The organism is Leptolyngbya sp. CCY15150, assembly GCF_016888135.1.
Taxonomy (GTDB): Bacteria; Cyanobacteriota; Cyanobacteriia; order RECH01; family RECH01; genus RECH01.
On the sequence record NZ_JACSWB010000191.1, the window covers coordinates 1 to 252 of the forward strand.

1 protein-coding gene is annotated in these 252 nt (G+C 49.6%); it reads left to right on the forward strand.

Annotated features, from left to right (window positions below; all coding sequences use genetic code 11):
* On the forward strand, positions 1–252 hold a 252-nt coding region (locus JUJ53_RS13855), incomplete at both ends, for an IS1 family transposase (protein ID WP_275415770.1).

Below are 252 nucleotides of genomic sequence, written 5' to 3' on the forward strand. Positions count from 1 at the left end.
GGGTGTACAGACAGTGTGCCAAAGTCTACACCGACTATTGGGAGGCCTACATCGAGGTGATTGCGAGCAAGCGGCACGTTGTTGTTGACAAAGATAGCGGCTTGACGAGCTACATCGAACGACTGAACAACACGTTAAGGCAGCGGATTTCTCGACTGGTGAGGAAGACACTGTCTTTTTCCAAGAAGCTAGAAAATCACATCGGTGCGATCTGGATGTTCATCCATGACTACAATCGCCGAGTCAGAGAGA